Here is a 23,087-nt window from a genome sequence, read left to right as displayed (position 1 = left end):
CATCTACAAATGCATCTATGCCTTACCCGTGGGAGAGCTGCGCCGTGACTTGATTGCGTGTCTGCGTCAGGCTCACGACAAGCGCACGCCGCGCCTGGGCGCTGCTACGCAGCGAGCGGGCTTGCCAAGGGCGGTCCGCGGTCAACCACAAGCGGGTCTATCAGGTCATACGGGTGCATGGCCTGCTACTCCAACGTCCTAGCCTAGTAGCACGCCCCCAGCGCCGTCATGATGGGCGAGTGTCGGTGGATGCAAGTAACCAGCGCGGGTGCTCGGATGGCTTTGAGTTCCGTTGTGATAACGGCGAGGCCGTGCACACAACGTTTGCGCTGGACTGCTGTGACCGCGAGGCCATAAGCTGGATGGCTTCCACAGAAGGCTATACGGGTGACGATGTGCACGATGTGATGCTGTTGATTTCCACGCAAACCTGACCCACCGGGGATGCGGATAAAAACTTGGACTGGTTTACGCCGCAAGTCCAAGGCTCGCCCGGTATTCAACAGGGCTGAGAGAGCCAAGGGATATCTTGATCCGCTTCTCGTTGTACCAGCGGATGTACGAGTCGACCACCTCAATGAACTGCTCGATGGTCGTGCCCTTCCAGTCCCGAGGATAGAACAACTCGTTCTTGAGGCGGCCGAAGAAGCCTTCGCAAGCCGCGTTGTCAGGAGAGCAGGCCTTGCGAGACATCGAGCGGGTGAGGTTCGCCTCGCTCATCCTAGAGAGCCAGCCTGGCCAACGGTAGTGGCCACCACGATCAGAGTGGACCACTGGACGATCGCTTGTGTCTGCCACTGTCTCAATAGCTGCATCCAGCATTGAGTTGACCAGCTCTGCGTCCGGGCTCGTTCCAATGGTCCAGCTCACCACCATGCCGTCGAAGCAATCGATGATGGGTGACAGGTACACCTTGCCTGCTGGGATCTGGAATTCTGTAATGTCCGTGAGCCACTTTTCATTTGGGGTGGCCGCCTGGAAGTCACGGTTGATGATGTTATCTGGTGCCGGGCTGATCTCGCCGAGGTAGGACGCGAACCTGCGCCGCTTGGGCTTTGCGACGACCAGATTCTCTTGCTTCATCAGCCGCTGCACCACTTTCTCGGAGATCGGGCCTTGCTCTCTGGCCAGAGAGGCTTGCAGCCTGCGGTAGCCGTAGCAGCGGTGGTTGGACTCAAAGATCTCGGTAAGGGACTGGCGCACCACAAGGTACTTGTCGCCGACCACTGTGCGGGACCGATGGTAGAAGTACGAGCTGCGTGCAAGACCCAACTGTGCGAGGAGCTCTGGCAGGCGGTAGTGCTCCTTGAGGGCGTCAATCAGCAGTGTCTTCTCCCGGTTGGACAGGAGCTGCAGATCGACGCCCAGACCTTTTTTTAACAGTTCATTGGCCTTGTTCAAGAGGTCCTGCTCAAGGCGCAGTTGCCTGACTTCGCGGCGCAGTATCTCAACCTGGCGCTCGAGTTCTTCGCGCTCTCGCTCCTGCGGTGATTGATCGGTGTGTTTCATTGATGCGGGTGCCTCACGTCCCAGCAGCTGGTTCTTCCAGTTGTACAACGTTGGCCGGCATACGCCGAACTTATCAGCCACTGTTTGCGCACTTTGCTGCCGAGTGCAAAGCTCCATGACTCCCGCTTGCTTCAAGCTCTCGGGATACCTTCGTTGACCCACACTGCTAACCAGAGCCCTTCTGGCCTCAGGGAATGCCTCACGCACCCATTTGGTAAGCGTTCCACGACCGGGGTAGCCCAGCGCCCTCATGGTGGCCGCGATGCATCGGTCATGGGTGAGGTAGTGCTCGATGGCTGCGGCCTTCTGCGCCTGCGAGAACTTCGGTTCACGGCCTGCGTAGCCAGCGGACAAGTCGAGCTTGAGTTGGTACTCGTTGTACCAACCCTTCAAAGAATTCTTCGTCGGATAGCCCAGCTGCCGGATGGTGGGCCTGACGCGCTTGCCCAGCTTGATGTAGAGCTCAACGGCTCGGATTCGATCTTCGTAGGAATACATGAACTACCTCCTGGTAGTCCAAGTTTTCGTCCGCATCCCCGGTGGGTCAGGTTTGCATGGAAATCAACAGAGCTGAACATTGCATGCTCATCTTCGCCGCTATTTCCGTAGGTGCTTTTGTGCGGACTTGCCTTCAGCCAGCGGATGGCACGTCAAAGGCAAAGCAGGTTGTCGTCGCATGGGCAGGGCGATTCATCTGCAGTAGCAATTGCAGTCGCGTGCCTCCCCAATGCAAAGGCCATGAAGCGAATCATGACAGATGTACTTCAGCTATCTCTCGCTAAAGCTTCAAATGTGGACAATGCTGCAGGTTCGCCTACCTTCACGGTTCTCGCAAGTCTTCAGGATTCAAGGAAGCGCGCTGTCGAGCGTTGGTGTTGAAGCGGAAGGCCCGGGACGTTTGCGGGTGGTCCAGCCGAGCGGGAAATGAATGGAGTTGCTGTCCAATAGCCCCGGCGTGGGATAGGTGATCTTCAGCAAGTGGGCTGGGACAATCATTTGTTCTGACAAACGTGCCTCCAAGGTCTCCCGGTTCAACTTGGAATATCTCGGGTCTTTGCTTGGATCGGGAAGATAGTCATCATCCTCCAGCCATAGGATGTTCTTGCCGCCAAAGATGACGGCCTCCACGATTCGCCGGTCGTCGCCATCGTCCAGCGCTTTAAACTTGACGTCGACCGCCACCTCGTGGCGTTTGCCAGGAATCGCATGGAATCTCCCGATGTCAAGCAGCAGGCATTCCGCAATGAAATCGAAGCTAGACATTAGCTCGTCATGCAACTGCAAAGCGAACAAGCTTCCAAACTGCCGGAGTTTAAACGAGTCGCGCAACTTGGCGTCCGGGTCATAGAAGGCTTCGAACAACATACCGTCCAATATGGCTTTACGCTTTGTTGTTTCGATGCCTGTTGTACGCGACGCAAATCTTTCAATGTAGCTGATCGCATTGTTCGCATTCCCACACGCAGCTTGATACAGGTTGCGTCCGATCACAAACAATGTGTCTATTGACGTTTGGTTCGCGACATCGACTGTGAAACTGTCGATAGCGGCGTTTTGTGCGTACCAGTTGGAGGACTTCAACTCCTGAACTACTTTGTGTGAAGTCTTGGCGTCATCCAGCACGAATAACTTGTCGCTGAGCGCTGTCTTGTCGTAAATGTCGATACGGACACTCAAGCTCAGGTTGAAGAAGAACTCGCCTGCCAGCGAGGTGTGCTCCCATGAAATCTGTTGTTGCTCCGTGGCGGCACCTAAGGTATTGCGCACCCGCTTGAACATGGTCTCGATGGAGCAGTCGGGAGTGGTCAGGTGTTGCAGCAGCGCGGCGGTGTAGTCGCCATTGCGCCCCTTGCCGTCACTAGCCGTCTGGCCTGGAGAGGTTGCGTAGGCGATCAAGGTACCACGCGGCGCATACACTGGAGCGAGCCCCCGGTCCTCCATCGAACGCGACCACGCGCGGGTGAATGGATTGTTGCGGCAGGCATCCAAAATGACGATGCTGGTCGCGCATGCCGAATTGTCCATAACCTCGATGACGCGATTCAGAGCCAGCGATGAGTGCTTGGCGGAAATCTCATCCTTGACCTTCACGTCCACGCCAGCCAAGTAGTTTTCCCCCTTGATCTGCACCCCGTGTCCCGCAAAGAAAAACAAACCCACATCGCTCGTCTCTAGCGCAACCTGAAACTCGTCTAACGCTTGATCCATCTCATGGTGCGTGCTATCGGTACTTTTCAACACTGTGAAACCACACGTTTCGAGCAGATGGCCAATGTCTTCGGCGTCATTGACAGGGTTCAACAGCTTGGAGGTTGTCTGGTAAGCGCCATTGCCAATTACCAAGGCTTGAAGGCGGGGGCTCATGCGCGGCAGGCTCTGCGATGCTTCAGTGGAATACCCACACTTCGGGCCGGTTCAGTGTATTTCATCATGTCGTTCTCAAACCTCAAGGCACATCGACAGATCGCTAACATATTTGGACCGCGCTAACCGACAGTACTACATTCGATCCCAGCGGTCATCGTCCAATCATCCTACTAGCAGTAGCCAAGAAAGCATCTTCGAAATGATAGAGTGGAACAATATTCGGAAGCAATTTGCGAAAAATACAACGTCATTCAATTCCGCCTTGCCGTTGCGATTTTCAACCACCATCGTCATCGCCATCTTTAACTCAACTCCACTTTAAACTTCCACCGAGATGCTTGATAGACCCCTCGTCGATGCTCTCTATGAAGCAATACTCAATAGAGATGACCGTCTACTTCAATACATTGAGGACAACTACGCGGAGGATTGCGTCCATCTTCGCATGGTTGCATGCACCGACGATCCGGGCGCCATTAATCTTGATTTGGACCTCGGGCTGCGCTCCTGCGACTACGTCACCCCAATCTTTGAAGGCCCTCGCGTGCGATTTTTGTCTTGGCAAACGGCGCTGCAGACGCGCCTGTCGGGTGGATGCTCGGAGGTCCGGCTCGACTACTCTCTTAGCTTCGACTCCAATTTTGCGCAGAATCTACGTGCTCTCGTCTACGGCAGGAACATGAGTGCAGTCGAACGCGAACGGGTAGTTTTGGTTCTGCGCCTGAAAGCAAAGAACTCTCGAGTGCAATTCGATATCCTCCCGTTTTTGAACGAGAACATCCGCTTTGCACGTGACGACCAGGCGAACCAGCGTCCCCTGGAAACGCTGATCGCGTTCCGTATGCTAGACCATCTTGATTGGCCTGCTTTCTTGGCAGATTCGAGCCGACTTGACTTCGGCGAAAACATCGAATCCCTCGCAAAGCGCCTGCGCCCTGGCGAAGAGGCGTTTCTCTCGAGTCAGTACACTGATGCGCGTGTGCTCAGACAGGAGGTGAAGGCATTGGGCACGCAGGCTCTGCTACTGCGGCTGGCGACGCTGCGACGTAACCACAAACAGGACCTGTCCTCGATCCTTCGCGGCCTGCTGGATTTCTCCATCTTCGAGCTCGGCAGCATCCCAATCACGGAACTCGCTCTGATCTGGAATGGCTTGAGCACCAAGCAACCAAATGCCTTCTTTGGGCCACTGATGAGCCCATCGGCCGATATCGTGAAGGATGCGCGAGGCATGGCCTGGGATTTGACCCACCTGCGTTCGTTGCAGGACATGGCCCGACAGACACAACTGTGCTCTTTCTTTCTGCCTTATTTCGTATCATTCGACGCGCGCTGGCGCCGGCTGCTGCGCCTCAATCCCATTCGCCTCTTGCTGCTTGATGACAAGATGGGTAATCAAGCCGTAGGACGGACCCTAGATCAGGATTTCCTTCCCCAGCTTGAGCAGGCTTTGAGCGACCAAGCTCGGCAGGCTATGGAGCCTGCCAAGATCGCCGCTCGGCGCGAGGTCGCGCAAAAGCTGGACCGAAGTTACGCGGAAGTGCTTGTCGCGCGCGAGATACGAAACTGGGGCTGAGCACATTCGGATCCCCCCTCGCCCGGACGAATCAAACATAGGCACCTCACTTCAACGGTATGTGAATCACAGATTCACCACAGTGCTCTTGCACGATCCTCACCGCACGCTCACGGACCTCGGGCAAGAACTTGTTCGATTTCTTGATGGCGCCCCTTGGCGCTTGTCCAACTCAAGTGAACTGACCTCAGAAGTTTGACAAACTTCAAGGTGTTTCATCAAGAAATCCCAAACGGAGTTCAAGCTGTAAGTGGTCCAAAGCTTCTTGGCAGGCGAAGGAGGCGCGAAGCTTTTGGCTCGTCGGTGGTCGGTGCCTGACGAAAAGGTCCGCACTTGGGTGAGCCACTACCGACTGCACGGCATCGACGGCTTGCGCCCCCCAGCGCTGCGCGTACGAGCTGGTGTAGCCCAGTGCTTGCAGATCGGCGAATATCTGCTTGACGGAGCGCCTCTTTTTGCGAGATCGGCCAGCTTCAATCTTGAGCCAGCCGGCAAGTTTCAATGCGAAGATCGAGCTTGGCAGGGCCAACCCGATTGGCGTTGCGCGGTTTGGCGGCGCCTGCGCGCAGGTACCTGCGGATGGCATTGCGCGATAGGCCCGGGCGATTTCTCTGATGGACAACAGCTCTCCCAGGGCCCAAAGCCTATGGACCGTGAAATTCAGTATTGTCACGTCTATCAGTCCTGGTCTCCCGCTGCTCAATTAAGCAGCGTGCTAGCGTTAGTGCGTGGGTCAGGTTTGAATGTAAATCACATCAAGCCCAGTAAGCCTCGCCTGCACTCAGGTGCCAAGATAGTGCGCGTCCTCATCTACAGCGCACCGCCGTCACCTGAAGGGTCAGCCCCACTGCGGAAGACGCCCGGCCTTACCTGCTCAACCAAGTTGACGATCCCTAGGTGCTTTTGCAAGTCGTACCTCGTGACATCCAAATTGAATCCTCGATCGACAAGATGCTGCTGAATGCTTTTCGGCATATCCGGATGGATGCGGACCTTGCTATCCTTGGGGAAAAGGCGCGGTATCATCATTAGTTCTGCCATATCAACGCCGTGATTGAGCCCTAGTTTTAGAAATAGTAGGTAAGTGAGCGAACCGAAGATTCTCTCGCTCCCTGCTGCCCCCATTGCTAGCCAGGGTTTCCCCTCGCGCTCGATAATCAATGAGGACATCTCGGTGGCGTCGTGCGTTTGGCCGGTGAAGAGCTGACCAGATTTCATGGCGTAGCTATACGCGAGGCCAGCGCCGAACCATGAGCGCTTTGAGCCGAACCAAGGACCCATTGACGTTGTGAAGGACAATAATTCGTCGTTTACGGCAAAGGCAAACGCGTTAGTGTTCGTATCATCTGTGTTGCTAGCTCCTCCGGCGAAGTAGGTACGATCCAGGTCCGCCCACAAGTCAGCACGTGAAGCGGCAAGTAGTTTTCGCACACGCTGGGCTATCTCGCGGCTCTCATGCTGCAGGTCAATGTCCACCGATGGATTGGCTGTTTTGGGCTTGAGCGTGCCCACTTTGAAAGGGATCCGGTCTAGCACCAAGATTGTCGCCAAAAGGTACGCCTCCATGGCGGTCTCTAACGTGGAGAGCACGCCTGAAGCTTGGAGATCGGCTGTAATTGAGGCGCTGAGTAGCGTCCATGTACCCCAAGTCTCAAGATTCCCAGTGGTACGCAGTTGATAGGTTTGTCCATCGGGAGCGCGTACATCAAACCCCTTAGGCTGGCTTTGGCGAGGCGCGTTAGTCGGAAGCTCGTTCCTATGCCATGGCCCTGGCGAGCGAGTATAGAGTTCATCCCAGAGGCCGCCTTCATCGGGTACCATGGCAAGCACTTCAAGGAATTCGGCCAATTGAGGATTACGGATGTGCGACCGCACCTGTCCATCATCATCCACATAGATCGCTCTCATTGTCGGATGCATCTGTTCTGCTGAACTTCGAATTGCAACGCGCAGCGCATCCGTGGGGCGATAGCCCTTCAGGGCGATAGCAATGGCTGGGGCCAGAATCGATGCCATGGATAGTCTGAGCCGCCCCGAGTTACGCATGTGAAAGTAGGCCGGAATGTTTCCTGAGAAAGGCACTGTTGATCCAGGCTCATTTCGGATCTGGGTCGCCGCATGTAGGCAGCTATAGTTTCCATTGCTTAAGTACAGCCCCTGCATGCGGCCGAAAGGGCTGCAGTTGGCTGGATCAACGACCCACGCGGCCGCTAGCGCGGCCAGATACATGTCAAAAACGCCTCCCCCTTGAAGGCGAATCTGCTGAGCCGCATCAACAGCAGCCGGATGATTTGCGGATGCCCCATAGCCGAAATTGCGATGGACATGCCCCGGAGGTGCTTCCCTGAATGGAAGACCCATATTGCGCTCAGTGTCGACGGATCTCGCCTGAGCGCTCGTGCATGCCCAGGCCCCTGCGGCAAAGATGAGCCCCCGTCGAGACATCATCGTGTGGTTTGCTTCACTCAAGTGGCTTTCAATGGGCGCGCCACTGTACACCGCAGTCTTTACGTAATTCATCCGTGTTCTCCTGCTGCTATGAATGATCAGCGACTGGCACCCTCCGGTGCGCTCCACGTCCCCGGAAAGTCGCTTTAGAGTTAAGTGGTTTGGAGTAATTGTACCTTTTTAAGTATGATTTGAATCAAATGATCCATCATGTGAGCTGCTTTTTAGACTGTCATGGTCTGGAAGCTGTACACATGAAGAGCGCATAGGTGCAAACCGCGATCAACCGAACGATTTTCAAAGATCTACTTGAATCAAACGATCCACTCGGCGTAAGTCATTTTTTGGGCGGAAGAATGCAAAGGCTCTCTGCTATCCGGCAGTACCGGGCGTCGGACCTAGCTCAGGCCAGGCAGATGGTGGCAGAGGCCATTCGGATATACAGCAGCAAGAGGCTGCACACATCCCTGAAAAGGCAAACGCCCGATGCAGTGCACCGGGCATCATTGACCGGGTTGATCCGGCCTGTTCAATCGTCCAAACTCTCAACCGAATTTAGGACGGCTCATTTCCTCCGCCCCGTTTTTAGGAGAGGAGATGACTGAACAACCAGTACAGGCTTCCCGAGAGCATCATGGCGCAAGGCAGGGTCAGCAACCAGGCCAAGGCGATATTGCGCAAGGTTGAAGCTTGCAGGCCCGATCCATTAGCAGTCATAACACCGGCAATGCCCGATGACAGTACATGGGTGGTAGACACCGGCAGGCCAAATGCATCGGCTGCGCCAATGGTGGTCATCGCGACCAGTTCAGCGGCCGCTCCCTGGCCGTAGGTCAGATGGGTCTTGCCGATCTTTTCGCCGACGGTCTTGACAATGCGCTTCCAACCCACCATCGTGCCAAGTCCCAAGGCAATGGCCACTACCACCTTGACCCAGACGGGGATGAACTTGGTGGAGGTGTTCAGTTCGGCCTGAAAGGTCTTGAGCTGCATTTTGCTGGCTTCATCAAGCGAGATCGCATCGCTCTTGGTCAGTACGGAAATGGCCTCCGAGGCCAGGAACATGTCGTTGCGCACATTGCCCACTGCCGTGGAGGGCACTTTGGCCAACGAGCCGTATTCTTGCACCTGCTTGCCAATGCTGCCCGCTAGCTCGGCCAAAGCGGGGATTACCTCGGGCCTGGCTTCCTTGGTGCGGATAAACTCGGACACGGTGCTGCGTGCGAGCGCATCGGTCCCCGGCGCGGGTAAGGTCGAGACTTTGGCAAGATTGGCCTGAGTGGCATAGGCGACTGCGACAAACTGGGGTGTGTGCTTCTCAGTCACAGCGTGGTTCAGGCCATAGGCCATGGGCACTACACCAACGAGGATCAGCATGATTAAGCCCATGCCTTTTTGCCCATCATTGGAGCCGTGGGCGAATGACACACCGGTGCAGGTGAAGATCAGCAAGATGCGAATCCAAAGCGGAGGTGCACTGTCAGTCGGCTCTTCGTACAGTTTGCGGTTCTTCACCAATGCCTTCATGGCCAACAGCAGCAGCGCGGCGCAGAAAAAGCCTACCACCGGCGAGACCAGCAAGGCCTTAAAGACGCCCCACACCTGGTGGCCATCCACGCCGCTCATGGCGTCCCGTCCCCGCATGATCGCGTTGGCTACGCCGACGCCAATCACTGACCCCACCATAGTGTGTGAGGACGATGCAGGCAAGCCCAGCCACCATGTGCCCAGGTTCCAGATGATCGCGGCAATGAGCAACGCGAACACCATCGCAAAGCCCGCACCGGAGGTGACTTGTAAAATCAGTTCTACTGGCAGCAATGAGATGATCCCGTAGGCTACAGCGCCACTGGACGTGAGCACGCCCAAGAAGTTGAACAGGCCCGACCAGACCACCGCTACATTTGGCGGCACTGAATGTGTATAGATAACGGTGGCAACGGCGTTTGCCGTGTCGTGGAAACCGTTGACAAACTCAAAGCCCAGCGCAATCAGCAGTGCCACGGCCAGCAGCAAGAAGGCCACCATTGTGATGCTGTTGCCACCCGGCGAGCCGGTGACATCCGTCACCAAGGCCCAAGCCATATAGCCTAAGCCAATGCCCAACAAACCTAGAAAGATCACTACCTGCACAGGGCTGGATCTCTGATTGAAATCTGGCTTGACAGCACTCGCTGACAAGCCTCCTGAAGAGGCCATGGAACTGCTCATGTCGCTTATGTGCCGATGGCACTGTGTTGTGTATAGACATTCACAATTTTGTTCAACGTGTATGACAAGATCATTACCCTAAGAGAAGGCTTGCCAATCTTAATGTGTCACAAGAGCAATTTTATGCCTGCCCCGCCTCAGCACGGACACTGGCGGGAGACGCATGATCAGTTAGTGGCCCGGTTTCTGACGCAAGCTCGTGATCGACGTTGTCATATGGCGCTGGGCGCGTAGGACTGCCGCGGGAGACGTAATCTTCGGGAAGGGCAGGCACTTGGAGTTCGACGAAGTTTTTTAATCGCCGACACCTTCTTCGGCGCTGAGGCGTTCAGGCATTACAAATCCGTAAGCCGCGATGCCCAAGGCGGCGCGGTGGTGGAATGCGCACCAACCTCGGCTCTCGACCAAAGTCCTGATTGGCTTGCCAGGGCTAGGCACGCTCTTTATCGGACTTTGCTGCGTAGCCAGCGGTCTATCCAAGAGGCCACTTCGAGGCTGTTCTTCTCTAGCATCACCATGTGTCCGTTCCCTCGGATGCCGACCTGCTCGAGTCGCACCATTTCGTTAGCTACTCCTGCCTGAGTCAGCCAGTTCGACAGGCAGTGGTCGTATTGTGCGTGGTAGGAGGATTCCGTAATCAGGACCAGGATCGGCCGTCCGCCGACATGGGTCAATTTTCGCGCCGGCTCTTTCTGCCGCCAGCATGCCACGAGGTCCGGCTGTGAGGCTGTAGCTTCCTGCTCTAGCACCAGCTCGTCGGTACTTCGGATCGCGGGGGTGTAGGAGACGGGGATGTCGGTCACACCCCAGGCGAGTTGCATGCTGGCCCTGAAGACGGGCGAGGCCTGGATCGGCGGAGCATTTGGCTCCACGGCGACGATTGCTTCACTAGCTTCGGACGTGCATCGGCGAGAAGCCATCCGAAGGGGCCCGCCTGAGAGTGTGTCAACAGAATGGCCGGACCGATGCGGTCCAGCAGGGCCTCGCCGGCGCTGCGAATCAGCGTTTGGGTCTCGGCATTGGAGGCTAAATACTCCACCTGGCTGGCGTAGAACTGATCGAACACAGGGTCACCCACACGGCCCTTGTTCGGGCCATCGCCAGGCCATTGCGTGTGGTGCTTGGCCTGTGGCCATTTTCCCAGAGCAGCCGACGCAGTGAACAGTTGCTCGATGACAGGGGCGGGGAGGTTGCGCATCGTGCCATCGATGCCGGGATGCCAGGCGGAACGTCCGCGGGCGGGCTGGTCGATCAAATACACCTCGTAACCCCGCTCCAGGAAGTAGGGTGCCCAACCTTTGCGACCGTCCGGCGTGCTGATCCAGTTCATGGACGTCTGGGCTGCTCCATGGAACATGATGATCGGGTAAGGTTGCGTGGTATGCGCTGGGCGCAGGTGCTCGACGTACATCGCACCTCGCATCACCTCTTTTCCCTTGTCGCCAGCATATTTACCTAGTGTGAAGAATGCGCTGCGCTCGGCTAGGTGCTCTTCGCGGTCCGGCGTCGCGCAGGCGGCAAGAAAGATGGTTGCCAGTGCAATAGCGCTCCAGCGGACGATGGTTTGCATAGTTAGGCTCATGTCTCCTCCTTTGGAAGTCAAAACAGTCGAGTGCGGCGCGAACAGCTTCAGGCATCGCGCTGCGGAACTGCGCGCGGCGCAGGGCCGTCGTAAGTCCACAGGTACTCGCGTGGTAAAGGACCCTTGTTACGTCCGCCTTGCTGCTTCTGCTCCCATGCATGTGCAAGAATGCCCACCGAGCGCGATAGGCAGAACAGGCCGCGCGCTAGAGGCGCCGGAAACCCCAGTTCGGCGTAGATCACAGCAGTGGCGCCGTCGATGTTCATGGGGATGCGGCGGCCGCCTTTGCGCTCTGCCAGCTCACGCTCGACCGCGCGCCCAATCGCCGCAAACTTGCCATCAACGATGCCGGCCGTTGCAGCCTCCTCGACCAGTTGCATTAGGCGGGGCGAGCGCGGGTCCACAGGGTGGAATCGGTGTCCAAACCCTGCGACGAATTTACCGTGTTGCTCAATGGCTGTGTCCAGGCCGCCGCGCACACTGTTTTCAAGTGAGGCGCCCGCTGCCTGCCGTGCAGCGATGTCCTCGAACATCTCTACGGCCTGCTCGCCGGCGCCGCCATGAACGTCGCCTAGCACGTTAACTGCGGATGCCATGGCGTTGTTCAGACCCACACCGCAGGTGGTAGCCATGCGTGCGATGGCGATGCTTGGTGCCTGCGGCCCGTGGTCAACGCCGGCCATCAGGGCGGCGTCGAGCAAACGGCCCTGGCTGTCAGTAGGCAATTCGCCGCGTGTCATCAGCCATATCATCTGCGCGAAGCCGGCTTGGCCGATCAAGTCCTCAATGGCGTAGCCGCGGAATCGGATCACGCCAGGGCGCATTTCGATGATGGAGGTGCGCCACCAGTCAGAGACGCGGGGATCATTCGTGCTCATACAACCTTCTCCTTGATATGCTCTTGAATTTCGCTGTCCGTGTAGCCGAGCTCGGCCAAAACAGCTGCCGTGTGTTCGCCAAGCTGGGGCGGCGGGTGGACGACGCTTGGAGTCTCGCCGTTTAGTTTGAAGCCGGTGCGAACCAGGCGGATGTCGCGGCCTACACCAGGCACTTCTGAGAAGGTGCCGACCATGCCGCGGCTTGCGATCTGCGGATGGTCTAGTGCCTGTGGCACGGTATAGACCGGGCCTGCTGGCACACCAGCTTTGTTCAATAGCTGCCACCATTCGTCCGCAGTTTTGCTAGACAGCGCTTCCTCGACGCGCGTCTTCAACTCAGTGCGATGCTGCAAACGGCCCTGGCGCTCGGCAAAGCGTGAGTCCTTCTTCCATTCCGGATGCCCCAGCACATCACACACGGCTTCGAATTGCTCTTGCTTGTTGGCTGCGATGTTCAATAGGCCGTCGCCGGTGCGGAAGGTACCTGAAGGGCTCGCCGTGACGTTGTCGTTGCCCAATGGCTTAGGTTCGCGACCCGCAATCAGGTGGTTCGACACCGCCCAACCCATGGTAGCCATGGCCGCCTCCAGCATCGACACGTCGATGAACACGCCACTGCTGCGCTTGCTATCCGCTAGTGCAGCGGCGATGGCGAAGGCTGCTGTGATGCCCCCGATGGTGTCGGCAACCGGATAGCCCACACGGTACGGCGCATTCTCCGGGGCGCCTGTGATGCTCATGACACCGGACATGCCCTGGATGATCTGGTCGTATGCTGGCAAGTCGCGCAGAGGACCATCTTGACCGAAGCCAGAAATCGCGCAGTAGATTAGCGTGGGATTCTCCTTCAGAAGATCCTCATAGCCCAGGCCCAGACGCTTCATCACCCCCGGACGGTAGTTTTCAACCACCACGTCGGCAGTGCGCACCAAGCGTCGCAGGGCTTCCTTGCCTTTGGGATGCTTCAGGTCCAGGGTGATGGAACGCTTGCCCGGGTTCTGTGCCAGGAAGGACACGCCCATCATCGCTTTGTTCAAGTCGTGGTCGGCTCCTAACTGCCGCGCTAGGTCACCGGTTAACCGCGCCTCGACCTTGATGACGTCAGCGCCCATGTGAGCCAACTGGTGGCACGCGAACGGCCCAGCGAGGACATTCGTGAGATCCAATACTCGGATGCCGCTTAAAGGTTTGATCGCCATGGCAGCTCCTTACTCAGCCTTGATGTTGGCAGTCTTCACCACCGTCGCCCAACGCTTTATTTCTGCTGCGACGAGTTGTGTCGCCTGTGCTGGTGTGTTGGCCACGGGGGTCAGCCCTTGTTCCGCCAGACGGCGCTTGCCGTCCTCGGAATTGAGCGCGGCGACGAATGCCTGGTTCAGCTTGTCGATTGTGGGTTGTGGCGTGCCCGCAGGGGCGGCGAAGCCGACCCAGAAGTCCATGACGAAACTTGGCAGGTTGGCTTCCTTAGCAGATGGAACGTCGGGGAGCAACGGCGAACGCTTCTCGCTGGTGACGACGAGAGCGCGTAGCTTGCCAGACTTGATGTGCGGCAGTGCCGTGGGCAGCGAGGTCACGAGTGCCTGCACTTGGCCGGCCATCAGATCAGTCAGCACCTGCCCCGCGCCTTTGTAAGGCACATGCATCAGGTCCACGCCTGCGGCGCTCTTGAACAGCTCACCACCCAGGTGTGTGTTCGTGCCATTGCCGCCAGAACCATAGTTCATGGCGCCAGGTTTGGCTTTGGCCAATGCGACGAACTCTTGGACAGTCTTGGCTGGCAGAGCGGGATTGACAACTAGGACGTGGGGAGCAGATGCGGCAGTGATGATCTGTGAGAAACCTTTCTGCGCATCGAACGGCATCTTGGGCAGCAAGCCTGGAGCGATGGTGAAAGACATTTCAGTGGTCAGCACCGTGTAGCCATCCGGAGTGGAGCGCGCCACAGTGCCCCAGCCAATGAGGCCACCGCCGCCAACGCGGTTATCCACAACAAACGGCTGGCCCAGGCCGTTGGCGACTTGGTTGGTTGCAAGGCGGGCGACGATGTCTGTGGTGCCACCGACGGCATAGGGCACGATGATCGTGATGGGGCGCGCAGGGAAGGTTTGGGCGTGTGAAACCGGTGCGGTGGCAGTCGACGCAGCTGCGAATGCGACAGCCGAAAGGATGCGGACGATATTCATGAGAGGTTTCCGTTGTACAGGGTGACTAGTCGATCTTGATGTTCCCGGAGCGAACGACGGCGCCCCAGCGTTGTTGCTCGGCCTTCAGCAATGCCGAAGCATCCTGAGACGAACCGGCGACCGGTGTGCTGCCTTCCGCTAGAAGCGTGGCGATGGTGTCGCTGCGTGCCAGGGCTTTGGCGACTTCAGCTTGTAGCTGCGCCACAATCGCTGGTGGTGTTTTGGCCGGTGCCACGAGCATCTTCCAGTCGGTGGTATCGAAGCCGGCATATCCACTCTCGGCCACAGTGGGCACATCAGGGAGCGCAGGCATACGCTTGGCGGAACTGACCGCAAGTGCACGCAACTTGCCGGCCTTGACGAAGGAGATCACCGTTTGTGGCGTGGCAAAGTAGTAATCGACCTGGCCGCCCAGAAGGTCATTGGCTGCGGGGCCGGCGCCCTTGTATGGGATGTGCCGTGTGGTGATTCCAGCTTGCTTCGTGAAGACCTCGCCGGTGAGATGGCCGACGGTGCCGCTGCCTGCGGAGGCCATGGTCAGCGAATCGGGTTTAGCCTTCGCGGCATTGACTAGGTCTTTCAACGACTTGTAAGGAGAGTTGTCTCGGACAACCAATACAACCGCTTGACCGGCAACTGTCGCGATAGGCGTGAAAGCTGTTGACGCGTCGTAGGGCATCTTGGCGTAAAGCGTTGGATTGATCGCCAAGTTGGCAGTTTGGCCCATGCCCAGCGTGTAGCCATCAGGCGCTGCCTTTGCAACAGCATCCATGCCGATGTTGCCGCCCGCGCCGGCCTTGTTCTCTACGATCAGGGTCCAGCCTGTGCCAATGCGGATTTTGTCCAGCACCATGCGCGCAACCGCATCCGTGCCGCCTCCTGGAGGGAACGGCACTATCAACTTGATCGGTTGGTTGGGGTAAGGTGTCTGCGCTTGCGCAACGACAGCAACGCCAAACGTGCAAGCGATGGCCAGACGAGGAAAAAGGTTCATGATGTCTCCGGGATGTGTACGATGCGAATGCGTCAGACGAGCCGGTACACGCGGCTTGCCGTACCCTGGAAAAGGGCTTGGCGCTCACAGGCGGAGAAATCTGCCGTGAGCTTCTTGAAGGCGTTCCAACCATTGACGAAGCTGTATGAGCCCTTGTCGACGGGAAAATTGCTCTCGAACATGCAGCGCTCGGGACCGAACGTGTCTATGCAATGCAGCATCCACGGCCGCCAAGTTGCGGCCAGTTGATCGGAGGACGGAGGGAGGTGCTCAGCATCGAAGCCAAAGCCGTTGATGCGCATGCCCAGGCCCCCGAGCTTGACGTGCACGTTAGGCAGCTGTGCAAGCTTGCGCATCGATGCGGACCAGCGCGAGAACACTTCGTCGTCGCGACCCGCGTAGGCACCAATGCGAACGATGCCGCCGCAGTGGTTAATGATGATCGGCAGCTCAGGGAGCGCGGCGGCAACCTCGTATAGTTCGTCCAGTTGCGGCCAGAACAGCCAGGCATCGTAGGACAGGCTGCGGGACAGCAGCGTCGCAAGGCCTGCACGATAGGCCGTATCGCCCAGCAGGCCTTGCGTTGCAGCGGTCAGAGGATTGGCCAAGGAGGTGTCTGAATCCCAGGTGGTGAGGTGCCGGACGCCGCGAAAGCGCCCCTCGCCAGCCTTGATGTGCGCATCGAGCACAGCGCCCACGTCCGCCCCTGCGCGCAGATCGGCATAGCCAACGATGCCCTTGGCAGTTTGTGACGCGTGGCTATTGGATGTGACAGCAACCACAAACTCGGTCTCTCCAACGGGCTGCAATGCTGTTGGGCCCTGTTGCCGATACCGGGTAAGCGCTTGCATATAGACGGAGGACTCGATCGCATGCCCGCTGCGAGCATCGGCCTGGTAGGCGTCCTGCAGATAGGTCCATCCGGGCCTGTCATAGAAGTGGTGGTGCGCATCGATAATGGCAAGCGCCGGCTCGATCGCTTCTTCTTCGCCGAGCTTGAGCCAGTCCTCACGGACAGCAATGTAGTTGGTACTCATCGCACGCACCTCATAAGTTCGAGACGAAGGGAATCACTCCGAATAGCAATGCGCCGCCGATCATCGCGAGCACCATGCCGAATACCCAAAGCAGTGAGGCTTTCTGGTTGTCGCCATAGTTGATGTCCAGCAGAGCGACCAGAAGGTAGGTCGATGCCACCAGCGGGCTCAGCAGGTGGATAGGCTGGCCCAGCAGCGAGGCTCGTGCCATCTCTGCTGGTGTGATGCCGTATGCGCTGGCGGTATTGGCCAAGATGGGCAGCACGCCAAAGTAGAAAGCGTCGTTGCTCAGTAGTGCATAGGTGGCCGGAGCGCTGAGCAGTGCGGTCGCCGGGGCTATGTACGGTCCCATCCATGCCGGCATCACATTTAGCAGGCTGTTTGACATGGCGTCGAGCATGCCCGTGCCGGAGAGGATGCCCGTGAAGATGCCAGCGGCAAAGATCAGCGAGACCACGGCCAGCACGTTCGATGCATGGGAGGCAATGCGCTCCTGCTGGTCCTTGAGCTTGGGGTAGTTGAGCATCAAAGCCAGGGCCGTGGCTACCAGGAACAGCACCGGCAAGGGAAGCACACCCTTGATCAGGCAATACAGCAGCACCCCTGTCAGCAATAGGTTCGGAGCCATCAGCGTTGGCCGGCGCGTCTCGGAGGGCACCTGTGCCACTGCCATGATGTTTGACACCTCGGTTGGGCAGCTTAGAACACCGAGCCGGCGGCGTTCGCGCAAGCCGAAGATGGCGGCTACAGCGATTTGATATGCCAAGCCGACAAGCATGGCCGGGATCAACGGAATGAACACCTCCGCTACGTCGACGTGCATTGCGGCAGCCGCACGTGCTGTGGGACCTCCCCAGGGGACGATATTCATGATGCCGATTGACATCAGCAACACGGTGGCCATGTACTGCAGCTTCACGCCGAGCCGTTTGTAGATCGGTAGCAAAGCAGCTGCACAGATCACATAGGTGGTAGCACCGTCGCCGTCCAATGCAACAGCAGTGCTCATGACGGCTGTGCCCACCAACAGCTTCAGCGGATCGCCCTTAACGAAGCGCACGATGCATTTGACCAACGGGTCGAACAACCCCGCATCCGTCATGATGCTGAAGTACAAGATGCCGAAGGTCAGCATCACGCCCGTGGGGGCAAGCTTGGTGACGCCATCGATCATCATCTTGCCGATCGAATCGGGCGATGCGGCGATTAAGCCAAACGCAATCGGCACCAGCGCGAGCGCGACCAGAGCAGCCATGCGCTTGGTCATGATCAGCACCATGAAGGTGATGACCATGCCGTAACCGAGAGCGAGCAACACCACTATCTCCACCACTTTCAATAAATGGGCCTATTTGAGACCACAACACATCTAGATTTACAGCAATTTGTTCTATCCGATAGAACTTGGTTCTATTTAAGAGAACTGTAATGACTGCGTTAGAGGTGGGAAATAGGTATAAACCCTTAATACAAAGTAGCTTACAACCGTGTTCTACTAGGCGGAACTCCAAAAGAATGGCATGTCATCAGAAGCCCAGTCCCCACCAGATATAGAAACTCCCGATAGCTCAAGCGGCGTTGCTGTCCTCGATCGGGCTTTCGCATTGCTGGGGGCCTTTGAGCCCACCGATGAGCGACTTTCGCTCACAGAGCTGTCGCGCCGTACTGGCCTCTATAAAAGCACGGTGCTTCGCCTGCTCGCGGCACTTGAGCACGGCGGCTTCATGCGCAAGCTTGACGACGGTCAGTACGCCATTGGCCCCCAACCGATGCGTTTGGCAGCGATCTATCAGCGCTCATTTCGGGTGGACTCGATCATTGAGCCGCTGCTTGCAGAGCTCAGCGGCAAACTCGGAGAGACTGCTTCGTTCTATGTGCGAGCGGGCGCCCGGCGATTGGTTGTCAGCCGCGTTGAGCCCGCGCGCGCTGTGCGGGTCTCGATCCGGATTGGAGAGGAGTTTGACGTCAGCCGCGGCGCGTCAGGCAAGGTCCTGCTTGCGTTTACAGAGGCAAAGCCAAGCGGCGACCTCATTCGAGCGCGCTTATGGGCAACGTCATACGGAGAGCGGGACCCCGAAACGGCCTCGGCTTCCGTCCCAGTGTTCGGCGCCTTAGGAGAACTCAAGGGAGCGTTGACGGTGTCTGGGCCACTTGCAAGGCTCGGCCAGCCTGCTCAGATGGAAATCGCTGTCGCAGAACTGCTTGAAATGGGGCGCCGAGCGACATTGGAGTTCGGCGGCTCCCCTGGTCGATATGTGCAGGCTTTGGCCAGAGTGGCTGGACTGGACTGCCCCTAGTCAGGTAGACGAACTCAATAGATATGGAATTGGGATCGTCGTAGCGGGCCTGAGGCAACTTCATTGGGGTAGATGCAGCAATCCAGTCAACGAAAGTAGTGCCTGGCCGCGCACCGAAACGCCCATTACCAATCCGTGAGCATCGAAGAGAAGCTTACTTTCGATCAGGCTGTAGCGCCCCATCTCGACCCCTTGCTCAGCGCATCCTATCGAGCTAGAGTTGTCGCGCAGCCCGTGCTTTGCCATGTAGCAAGCCAATGCACCATTAGTCGTGCCGGACGCGGGCTCTTCCGCATTGCCGATGCCGGGGCAAAGGTCGCGAGATCTCGCCATCACGGACACTGGTAGGCCGTTGAACGCTACGACTGGGACTGTGTCCACACCGAGTTCCCTGCTGAGGCAGGCCAAGGCTTCATTCTTCGGTTTAAGCTCCCGCAGTGCCTCAACGTGTACAACGGGTACTACTAAATGGCTCAGCCCTGTGGATACCACTTCAAGCGGCAGCGACGGGTGCAATCGGTCGATTGCGAGCCCTAGCAGTGATGCCATCTGATCTTTGTTGATGTGCACATCGCGAAACCTCGGCGGCAGCTGCTTTAACTCGATCATCGGGCGCGGCCCATCCACCGCGATTACGATATCCATACGTCCGGCCTTCGTGAACGCGTAGGTGCGGGTTGCTTGGTCGACCGGCAGCAGGCCATCATCAACCAGGGATGAGAACACCGCGACTGTGACGTGGCCGCACATGTCAATCTCCTGGCTCGGCGTGAAAAACCTAATGCGCCAGCCGTTTGACTCCCGCGAAACGAAGCCAGTGGTCGGTGCTGCCAGTTCTGCGGCTAGGTGCTGCATCAGTCGGGTGGCCAGAGGGGCCTCACAATAGACAACCCCGGCCACATTGCCGCCGTGCAATTCGCAGGCAAATGCATCGTACAAATTGACTCGTAGACTCTTCATTATTGACTGAGTTGAAATTTTTCTAAGAGCGTATTTGACAAGACTGCGCGTACACGTGTATCGCGTGTGTGATTTCCATGCCAACCTGACTACGCCCCAGGGAGGGGTTCACTTCAGATTTGAAACCGCTATGGCTAAAAAATTTACCACTTGGCAGGCTCGGGAACAGCGCAGGGGCCCTCTGTGTCTATGCTGGTGAAGTCTGCTGGTCCAACTACTTCTAAGTACTCCATATCTGGCGAATAGTCGAAAAGAAAATGCCTGATGCCGGGACGTTGATGTACGCAGTCGCCGGCCTCAACCAATGTCTCTTTATCTTCGTACATGAATTTTGCCCAGCCTTTGAGCATATAGACAATATGGAAATCTGCTCCATGGGTATGCCAACCAGTTCCTGCTTCGGGGGCACTATTTGCTCGCACAAGATGGGCTACCACTTTACCGCCAGTGGCATTGGCGATGCCCAGATCACGGTAGATGAAGAAATCACGTAATCCGCCACTTGTAAAGGGAGTATCACTGGGTTTGATATGGGAAAAGGTGTTTTCTTGAACTGTCATGATTAAATATTTCTAAAGGTTAATAAAAAATAATATCGTTGCTGCTACATGCCGCCAAAAATCTGTGTTTTACTGGGCCGTCCAACCGCCATCTGCAACTATGGTGGTACCTCGCATCTCCGCTGCCAAGGGTGAGCAAAGCATTAGCGCGATATTTCCTAGCTCTTCCGGTGTGACAAAGCGACCGGAGGGCTGCTTTTCTCCCAGTAAACGTGCTTGAGCCTCGTCTAGGGAGATGTGTTCTGCGTTTGCCAGGTCGATGATTTGTTTTTGTACTAAGGGTGTCAGAACGAAGCCGGGACAAATGGCATTGCAGGTCACTCCGGTTTTAGTAGTTTCTAAGGCGGTTACTTTTGTGAGGCCAACTAATCCATGCTTGGCTGCCACATAAGCAGACTTTCCAGCGGATCCAACCAGCCCATGTACTGAAGCAATATTAATAATGCGGCCACTGTTGCGCGCGAGCATGTCAGGCAGTGCATGCCGAGTGGTGTGAAAGCTTGAGCTCAGATTAATGGAAATGATGTCATCCCATTTCTGAGGATCGAAGGACTCAATTGGTGCGACATGTTGGATTCCTGCATTATTTACCAAAATATCCACCATCTCAAATTTTGCCTTGGCTGCAGTGAACATGGATTCTATTTCTCGAAGACTACGCATGTCAGCCGGGTGGTGCATAGTCTGTACACCGGTTGCTAGAATATCTGCAAGGGCTGAATCAGCATCGCCAAACCCATTGAGAACGATATTTGCGCCTGCTTGTGCTAATGCTTTTGCAATCCCGAGGCCAATGCCACTCGTGGAACCTGTTACTAAGGCAGTTTTTCCAGTCAAAATTTTCATAGATTCTTTCGGTGAGTACTATAGTCGTCTCGCATAGGACGATGTAAACCTTATTAAAATAAGTCTAGATAAGACCCGTCGTATAGAAAACTGCGATCACAAAGAACACGGCAAGTGTTTTAATAATGGTAACGGCAAAGATGTCTCGATATGATTCTCGGTGCGTCAGCCCAGTTACAGCCAGTAGTGTGATGACGGCTCCGTTATGGGGCAGGGTGTCCATGCCGCCGCTTGCCATTGAAACCACCCGGTGCAAGACGTCCAATGGGATGCCTGCAGTTTGTGCACCGTGGATAAAGGTATCGCCCATTGCTGCAAGGGCGATGCTCATACCTCCGGATGCTGATCCAGTGATGCCCGCAAGTGAGCTGACCGAAACTGCAGCATTGATCAATGGATCAGGAACGCTCTTGAGAAAATCGCTGACAACAAGAAACCCTGGCAATACTGCAATCACTCCTCCAAATCCATATTCGGATGCTGTGTTCAGGGATGCGAGAAGCGCTCCGCTAACGGCAGTCTTTGTTCCTTCGGAAAAACGCTCACGCACAGTTCCGAAAGCCGTCAACAAAACAAACGCAATCCCCAGCAGTAACGCTCCTTCTACTGCCCAGATCGCAACCACTGAAGCAGTCGGGATCGTGACCGGTTTGGCCATCCCAGGCAGAGCGGCACTACTTTGGGTGCCATACCACATTGGAATGAGTCTAGTCAGTGCAAAGTTGGAGACTCCAACCAGCAACAAGGGTGCAATCGCCAGCAGTGGGTTTGGTAAAGATGTTGTGTGAACTGGCTCTGACTCAAAGATAAGCGAAGCCCCATAACCTTCACCTCGCTTGACGGCATCGCGTCGGCGCCATTCCAAATAAGACAGGCCTACGCAAATGATGAATGCCGCTCCAATAATCCCAAGCACTGGTGCAGCCCATGAGGTTGTATTGAAGAATGTGGTCGGGATGATGTTCTGGATCTGTGGCGTTCCTGGCAGTGAGTCCATTGTGAACGAGAAGGCACCGAGCGCTATAGCTCCAGGCATGAGGCGCTTGGGTATATTGCTTTGGCGATAGAGCTCCGCGGCAAATGGGTAAACGGCAAACACCACTACAAACAGTGAAACCCCGCCATAAGTCAGCAATGCACAGACCGCCACAATGACGGCATTCGCATGTGAGCTGCCGATGTAACGGATGGCTGCTGCCACAATCGCACGGGAGTATCCTGAAAGCTCAATGACTTTGCCAAACACTGCACCCAGCAGAAATACAGGGAAGTAGAGCTTCAGAAACCCGACCAACTTCTCCATGAAGATACCGGTGAACACTGGGGCGACCGCGGAGGGATCGGTGAGTAGAACGGCGCCAAGGGCGGCTAGGGGGGCAAACAGGATGACGCTGTAGCCTCGGTAGGCGGCGAACATTAGGAAAGCAAGTGCTGCAACAACGATAACTAACGACATTCGGTCTCCGAGAAAGTTTTTATGGGCCTCGCATGTCGAAACAATCCGCAGGCGATAGCGCATTTGCTGCAACAACCATGCCATGTGGCTTTGCTGCTCTCCCACTCTCGGACTTGCTCAGTCTCTTTTCAATTTTTCTCGAAATGGAGAAAATTCTCTTGCAGTTTGTCTCGAATTTGATAT

At 56.6% G+C, this 23,087-nt stretch carries 18 protein-coding genes and 3 pseudogenes; 4 read left to right on the top strand and 17 right to left on the bottom strand.

Annotated features, from left to right (window positions below; all coding sequences use genetic code 11):
• Positions 1-86: 86 nt before the first annotated feature.
• A pseudogene (locus LAD35_RS10930) lies at positions 87-413 on the top strand (IS3 family transposase); the annotation flags it as partial.
• Between the two features lie 55 nt (positions 414-468).
• Here LAD35_RS10930 and LAD35_RS10925 read toward each other — a convergent pair.
• Both LAD35_RS10925 and LAD35_RS10920 read right to left on the bottom strand, forming a co-directional pair.
• Positions 469-2,007 (bottom strand): IS3 family transposase, encoded by a 1,539-nt coding sequence (locus LAD35_RS10925; RefSeq protein ID WP_224148987.1) that lies wholly within the window; start codon positions 2,005-2,007, stop codon positions 469-471.
• A 348-nt stretch (positions 2,008-2,355) separates the two neighbouring features.
• Positions 2,356-3,873 carry a caspase family protein gene (locus LAD35_RS10920; RefSeq protein WP_224149101.1) on the bottom strand — a complete coding sequence of 506 codons (1,518 nt, stop codon included), beginning with the start codon at positions 3,871-3,873 and terminating at the stop codon, positions 2,356-2,358.
• Positions 3,874-4,321: 448 nt separating this feature from the next.
• Here LAD35_RS10920 and LAD35_RS10915 point away from each other — a divergent pair, with 448 nt between their 5' ends.
• Positions 4,322-5,452: a hypothetical protein gene (locus LAD35_RS10915; protein WP_224149100.1), complete on the top strand. Its 1,131-nt coding sequence runs from the start codon at positions 4,322-4,324 to the stop codon at positions 5,450-5,452.
• A 349-nt stretch (positions 5,453-5,801) separates the two neighbouring features.
• On the opposite strand, the pseudogene LAD35_RS10910 reads toward LAD35_RS10915, so the two are convergent.
• Both LAD35_RS10910 and LAD35_RS10905 read right to left on the bottom strand, forming a co-directional pair.
• Positions 5,802-6,134: pseudogene (locus LAD35_RS10910) on the bottom strand (IS21 family transposase); the annotation flags it as partial.
• A gap of 128 nt (positions 6,135-6,262) precedes the next feature.
• Positions 6,263-7,972, bottom strand: a complete 1,710-nt coding sequence (locus LAD35_RS10905) for a gamma-glutamyltransferase (RefSeq protein ID WP_224149099.1) — start codon at positions 7,970-7,972, stop codon at positions 6,263-6,265.
• Between the two features lie 197 nt (positions 7,973-8,169).
• Between LAD35_RS10905 and LAD35_RS22390 the strand changes: the two are divergent.
• A pseudogene (locus LAD35_RS22390) lies at positions 8,170-8,400 on the top strand (integrase core domain-containing protein); the annotation flags it as partial.
• Positions 8,401-8,485: 85 nt separating this feature from the next.
• Here LAD35_RS22390 and LAD35_RS10895 read toward each other — a convergent pair.
• The 9 genes from LAD35_RS10895 to LAD35_RS10850 all read right to left on the bottom strand — a co-directional run bounded on the left by LAD35_RS10895 (position 8,486) and on the right by LAD35_RS10850 (position 18,118).
• Positions 8,486-10,099: an inorganic phosphate transporter gene (locus tag LAD35_RS10895; protein ID WP_396022790.1), complete on the bottom strand. Its 1,614-nt coding sequence runs from the start codon at positions 10,097-10,099 to the stop codon at positions 8,486-8,488.
• Between the two features lie 455 nt (positions 10,100-10,554).
• Positions 10,555-10,932 (bottom strand): alpha/beta hydrolase family protein, encoded by a 378-nt coding sequence (locus tag LAD35_RS10885; RefSeq protein ID WP_224149097.1) that lies wholly within the window; start codon positions 10,930-10,932, stop codon positions 10,555-10,557.
• Positions 10,911-11,681: an alpha/beta hydrolase family protein gene (locus LAD35_RS10880; protein WP_224149096.1), complete on the bottom strand. Its 771-nt coding sequence runs from the start codon at positions 11,679-11,681 to the stop codon at positions 10,911-10,913. The genes LAD35_RS10885 and LAD35_RS10880 overlap by 22 nt, the downstream gene beginning before the upstream one ends.
• Positions 11,682-11,740: 59 nt before the next feature.
• A complete protein-coding gene (locus LAD35_RS10875; RefSeq protein WP_224149095.1) occupies positions 11,741-12,571 on the bottom strand; it encodes a citryl-CoA lyase in 831 nt (276 codons plus the stop codon).
• Positions 12,568-13,770: a CaiB/BaiF CoA transferase family protein gene (locus LAD35_RS10870; RefSeq protein ID WP_224149094.1), complete on the bottom strand. Its 1,203-nt coding sequence runs from the start codon at positions 13,768-13,770 to the stop codon at positions 12,568-12,570. Before LAD35_RS10870 ends, LAD35_RS10875 begins: the two co-directional genes overlap by 4 nt.
• 9 nt (positions 13,771-13,779) lie before the next feature.
• Complete coding sequence (locus tag LAD35_RS10865) at positions 13,780-14,754, bottom strand: tripartite tricarboxylate transporter substrate binding protein (protein WP_224149093.1); 975 nt, start codon at positions 14,752-14,754, stop codon at positions 13,780-13,782.
• A 25-nt stretch (positions 14,755-14,779) separates the two neighbouring features.
• A complete protein-coding gene (locus tag LAD35_RS10860; protein ID WP_224149092.1) occupies positions 14,780-15,748 on the bottom strand; it encodes a Bug family tripartite tricarboxylate transporter substrate binding protein in 969 nt (322 codons plus the stop codon).
• Between the two features lie 32 nt (positions 15,749-15,780).
• A complete protein-coding gene (locus LAD35_RS10855; protein WP_224149091.1) occupies positions 15,781-16,785 on the bottom strand; it encodes an amidohydrolase family protein in 1,005 nt (334 codons plus the stop codon).
• A 10-nt stretch (positions 16,786-16,795) separates the two neighbouring features.
• Positions 16,796-18,118, bottom strand: a complete 1,323-nt coding sequence (locus LAD35_RS10850; RefSeq protein ID WP_317986745.1) for a CitMHS family transporter — start codon at positions 18,116-18,118, stop codon at positions 16,796-16,798.
• 187 nt (positions 18,119-18,305) lie between these two features.
• Here LAD35_RS10850 and LAD35_RS10845 point away from each other — a divergent pair, with 187 nt between their 5' ends.
• Positions 18,306-19,082: an IclR family transcriptional regulator gene (locus LAD35_RS10845; protein ID WP_224149090.1), complete on the top strand. Its 777-nt coding sequence runs from the start codon at positions 18,306-18,308 to the stop codon at positions 19,080-19,082.
• 60 nt (positions 19,083-19,142) lie between these two features.
• On the opposite strand, the gene LAD35_RS10840 is transcribed toward LAD35_RS10845, so the two are convergent.
• From LAD35_RS10840 to LAD35_RS10825, 4 genes are all read right to left on the bottom strand, one after another.
• Complete coding sequence (locus LAD35_RS10840) at positions 19,143-20,021, bottom strand: PhzF family phenazine biosynthesis protein (RefSeq protein ID WP_263434653.1); 879 nt, start codon at positions 20,019-20,021, stop codon at positions 19,143-19,145.
• A 164-nt stretch (positions 20,022-20,185) separates the two neighbouring features.
• Positions 20,186-20,602: a cupin domain-containing protein gene (locus tag LAD35_RS10835; RefSeq protein ID WP_224149088.1), complete on the bottom strand. Its 417-nt coding sequence runs from the start codon at positions 20,600-20,602 to the stop codon at positions 20,186-20,188.
• Between the two features lie 69 nt (positions 20,603-20,671).
• Complete coding sequence (locus LAD35_RS10830) at positions 20,672-21,448, bottom strand: 3-hydroxybutyrate dehydrogenase (protein WP_224149087.1); 777 nt, start codon at positions 21,446-21,448, stop codon at positions 20,672-20,674.
• Between the two features lie 64 nt (positions 21,449-21,512).
• A complete protein-coding gene (locus LAD35_RS10825) occupies positions 21,513-22,904 on the bottom strand; it encodes a GntP family permease (protein ID WP_224152660.1) in 1,392 nt (463 codons plus the stop codon).
• Positions 22,905-23,087: the final 183 nt, after the last annotated feature.

The sequence above is a fragment of the Comamonas odontotermitis genome, assembly GCF_020080045.1.
In the GTDB taxonomy this organism is placed as follows: Bacteria; Pseudomonadota; Gammaproteobacteria; order Burkholderiales; family Burkholderiaceae_C; genus Comamonas; species Comamonas odontotermitis.
Note: the sequence above shows the minus strand (reverse complement) of the source record. Positions and strands in the feature narration are given on the sequence as shown.